The 4,464-nt window shown below is 66.2% G+C and carries 2 protein-coding genes and 2 pseudogenes; all 4 read right to left on the bottom strand.

Going from position 1 to position 4,464, the window contains the following annotated elements; all coding sequences use genetic code 11:
• On the bottom strand, positions 1-626 hold a 626-nt coding region (cyoC, locus tag I53_RS01755), incomplete at its 3' end, for a cytochrome o ubiquinol oxidase subunit III (RefSeq protein WP_043346009.1).
• A gap of 4 nt (positions 627-630) precedes the next feature.
• The gene (gene cyoB, locus I53_RS01750) at positions 631-2,631 is read right to left on the bottom strand and encodes a cytochrome o ubiquinol oxidase subunit I (RefSeq protein WP_043346007.1); all 2,001 of its coding nucleotides are present in this window, start codon (positions 2,629-2,631) and stop codon (positions 631-633) included.
• 75 nt (positions 2,632-2,706) lie between these two features.
• A pseudogene (cyoA, locus tag I53_RS01745) lies at positions 2,707-3,917 on the bottom strand (ubiquinol oxidase subunit II).
• Between the two features lie 112 nt (positions 3,918-4,029).
• A pseudogene (locus I53_RS01740) lies at positions 4,030-4,464 on the bottom strand (MFS transporter); the annotation flags it as partial.

The raw sequence follows: 4,464 nt of genomic DNA, 5'->3' as shown, positions 1-4,464 counted from the left end.
AGCACTCCCATCAGGTAGACGACGGTGAAGACGCCGATCCAGATCAGGTCGAGGAAGTGCCAGAACATCGACAGGCACATCAGCCGGCGCTTGTTCTCGACGATCAGGCCGCGCTTGCTGACCTGCACCATCAGCACGACGAGCCACAGGATGCCCATGGAGACGTGCAGGCCGTGGGTCCCGACCAGGGTGTAGAACGACGACAGGAACGCGCTGCGCCAGGGCGGCGCGCCCTCGTGGAACAGGTGGACGAATTCCCGGATCTCCAGGGCCACGAAGGCCACGCCGAACAGGCCGGTGATGGCGAGCCAGATCTGCGTCTGCTTCACCCGGTCCCGGTCCATCTCCAGCATGGCGAAGCCGTAGGTGATGGACGAGAACAGCAGCATGGCGGTGTTCACCGCGATGCCGGGCAGGTCGAACAGCTCCTTCGGGGTGGGGCCGGCCGCGAAGCTGCGCCCGAGCACCCCGTAGGTCGCGAACAGGGTCGCGAAGATGAGGCAATCGCTCATCAGGTAGAGCCAGAACCCGAGCATGGTCGAGCCCTCGGAATGATGGCCCTCCTCGTCGGTCTGGTAGAAGACCGGCGCCGCGGCGCCGGGGGGTGCAGTCTCCGCGTGCATCATCGGATCACGCCATCTCCAGTTCGCGCGTCCGCTGACCTTCCGTCCGACTGACGACGTCGGCGGGAATGTAGTAGTCGCGATTGTAATTGAAGGTGTGGGCAATCGCGACGACGAAGATCGCCACGAAGGTGAGCGCCGCCAGCCACCAGACGTACCAGACCATGGCCAGGCCGAAGGCGAAGTTGAGCCCCGCCAGGATCGCGCCGGTCGCGGTGTTCTTGGGCATGTGGATCGGCTTGTAGCCCTTGAGGGGACGGTCGAAGCCGCGGTTCTTCATGTCCCACCACGCATCGGAATCGTGGACCACCGGCGTGAAGGCGAAGTTGTAGTCCGGCGGCGGCGAAGAGGTGGACCATTCGAGGGTCCGGCCGCCCCACGGATCGCCGCTGAGGTCGCGCAGCTTGTCGCGGTTCCGGATCGAAACCACGAACATGATGATCTGCGAGGCGATGCCGCAGGCGATGAGCGCCGCGCCGATGGCGGCGATGACGAACCAGATCTGCAGCGACGGGTCGTCGAAGTGCTGCATGCGCCGGGTCACGCCCATCAGGCCGAGCACGTAGAGCGGCATGAAGGCGACGTAGAACCCGGTCACCCAGAACCCGAGGGCGACCTTCCCCCAGAAGTCGTCGAGCTTGAAGCCGAAGGCCTTGGGGAACCAGAAGGTCACGCCGGCGAACATGCCGAACAGCACGCCGCCGATGATCACGTTGTGGAAGTGCGCGATCAGGAACAGCGAGTTGTGCAGCACGAAGTCGGCCGGGGGCACAGCGAGCAGGACGCCGGTCATGCCGCCGATCACGAAGGTGACGATGAACGCCACCACCCACATCATCGGCACCTCGAACCGGATCCGGCCGCGGTACATCGTGAACATCCAGTTGAAGATCTTCGCGCCCGTCGGGATCGAGATGATCATGGTCGTGATCCCGAAGAACGAGTTCACGTCCGCGCCCGAGCCCATCGTGAAGAAGTGGTGCAGCCACACGAGGTAGGCGAGGATGGTGATCACCACCAGCGCGTAGACCATCGAGGTGTAGCCGAACAGGCGCTTGCCGCAGAAGGTCGAGGTGATCTCCGAGAACACGCCGAAGGCCGGCAGGATCAGGATGTAGACCTCCGGGTGACCCCAGATCCAGATCAGGTTGAAGTACAGCATGGCGTTGCCGCCGAGGTCGTTCGTGAAGAAATGCGTGCCGATGTAGCGGTCGAGCGACAGCATCGCGAGAACGGCCGTGAGGATCGGGAAGGCGGCCACGATCAGGATGTTGGTGCACAGCGACGACCAGACGAAGATCGGCAGCTTCATCATGGTCATGCCGGGCGCCCGCATCTTCACGATGGTGGCGATCAGGTTGATGCCCGAGAGCAGCGTCCCGATGCCGGCGATCTGCAGCGCCCAGATGTAGTAGTCGACGCCGACGCCGGGGCTCATCGCGGCGCCGGAGAGCGGCGGGTAGGCGAGCCAGGTGGCGCGGGAGAACTCGCCGACGAACAGCGAGACCATCACCAGCATGCCGCCGGCCACCGTCATCCAGAAGCTGAAATTGTTCAGGAACGGGAAGGCCACGTCGCGGGCGCCGATCTGCAGCGGCACCGCGAAGTTCATGAGCCCCGTGACGAACGGCATCGCCACGAAGAAGATCATGATCATGCCGTGGGCGGTGAAGATCTGGTCGTAGTGGTGCGGCGGCAGGAAGCCCTGCTGGTCACCGAAGGCGACCGCCTGCTGCGAGCGCATCAGGATCGCGTCGGCGAAGCCGCGCAGCAGCATCACGCCCGCGAAGATGCAGTACATGATGCCGATCTTCTTGTGGTCGATCGACGTGATCCAGTCACGCCACATCGGCCCCCAGAAGCGGTAATAGGTGATGACCCCGAGCACGGCGAGGCCGACCACGGCCACGCCGGCGAAGGTCCCCTGCAGGATCGGCTCGTGATAGGGGATCTGCTCGATCGTAAATCGTCCGACGAGCAGCTGCTGTAGGTCCAGGTTTGCGAACATGGGATCGGCCCGTTCAGTGGGTTCGACGGCGACCGCCGGTCTTGTGTGTGGGTTCCGCTGGCATCACGCGCGGAATCATTGGTTCAGCTGCTTGGGCGCGATCTGCTCGCCCTCGCTCTGGCCCTGGCTGTCCGGCGCCTTCTGGCTCCGGACGTCCGGGTTGCCCATATCGGGCCGCGGCTTCATGCCCTGGGGCTGCGTCTGGCCGTGCGGGCCGGTCTCCGAGGCCGGCGACGTGGCGCCGGGGCCCTCGATCCCGCGCTCGGCGAGGCGGTTGTCGTACCGGAGCCGCTTGTAGTTCTCTTCCGCCTCCGCGCCGGAGGCGCCGCCCTGCGCGTCGATCTTCACCATCTCGCCGACGCACATCTGATCGGGCCGGGGGCACATGCCGATGATCCGGTCGTAGAGGCCCTTCATGTAGGACTTGTAGAACCGCGCCGGTTCGGCCTCGCTCGGCTCCTCGAGCTTCAGGTAGGCCTCCTGGGTGAGCTCGCCGCCCTCGGCCTTGGCCTTGGCGATCCACTGGTCGAACTTGTCGTTGGCCAGGCCGTGGAACTTGAAGAACATGTTCGAGAAGCCGGCGCCGCTGTAATGCGCCGAGCGGCCCTCCCAGGCGCCCTCCCGGTTGATCACCGCGTGGAGCTGGGTCTGCATGCCCGGCATGGCGTAGACCATGCCGGCGAGGGTCGGCACGTAGAACGTGTTCATCACGTCGGTGGCGGTGATCTTGAAGCGGATCGGCCGGTCCACCGGCGCGGCCAGCTCGTTGACCGTGGCGATCCCGTATTGCGGGTAGAGGAACAGCCACTTCCAATCCATGGCCACCGCCTCGACCTCCAGCGGCACCGTGCCGGCCGGGACGTCGCGCTTCGTGTCAATCTTGCTGAGCGGCCGGAACGGATCGAGGGTGTGTGTCCCAATCCAGGTCAGGGCCCCAGCGCGATGATGATCATCAGCGGCGCCGTCCAGATCAGCACCTCGAGCTGCGTCGAGTGGTGCCACTCGGGATCGTAGACCGCGTCCTCGTTCGTGGCGCGGTAGCGCCACGCGAAGATCAGCGTGAAGGCGATCACCGGGACGATGATCAGGAGCATCAGCCCGGTCGCCGCCAGCACGAGGTTGCGCTGCTGCTCGGCCACGTAGCCGGCCGGCTGCATGACCACGAAGTTGCAGCCGCCGAGCAGGGTCAGGAGCGGCAGGGTCAGGAGCGGCAGGAGGCGCCGCCCGCGGCCGCCTCGGCGGGTCGCGGTGTCGGTCCTGTCCGGTCGATGGGTCGTAGAGGTCACAGCACGCGTCTCGTCATCCCAGGCCGCTTGCGCGGCGCTTCTGCCGTGCCGCGCGAGGCGGCGTTCCTGTCAGCGATGGGCGGATCGGGCGGCCTGCGCCGCCGCCCGCCGACTACATCTGGCGCAGTTCCGACCGGTCGGTGAACAGGGCCACGAGGCTGCAGACCGCGCCGGAGAGGAGGTAGACGCCGATCATCGCCAAGCCGTAGCGCTGCGACAGGAACAGGGCCACGAGCGGCGCGAAGCCGGCCCCGATCAGCCACGCGAAGTCGGAGGTGAGCGCGGCGCCGGTGTAGCGGTAGCGGTTGCCCAGCCGGGCCGTCACGGCGCCCGCGGTCTGACCATAGGCGAGCCCGAGCAGCATGAAGCCGATCGTGACGTAGATCGTCTGCCCGATGGCGCTCTCGCCGAACAGGAGCGGCGCGATGATGCTGCCGATGGCCAAGAAGCCGATCAGCGAGGCGCTCATGATCAGGGCGTTGCGGCGGCCGATCTGGTCGGCGATCAAACCGGAGGCGGCGACCGCGCCGGCGCAGACGATGGCCCC

Origin of the sequence: Methylobacterium sp. B1, from assembly GCF_000333255.1 — a bacterium.
Lineage (GTDB): Bacteria > Pseudomonadota > Alphaproteobacteria > Rhizobiales > Beijerinckiaceae > Methylobacterium > Methylobacterium fujisawaense.
Note: the sequence above shows the minus strand (reverse complement) of the source record. Positions and strands in the feature narration are given on the sequence as shown.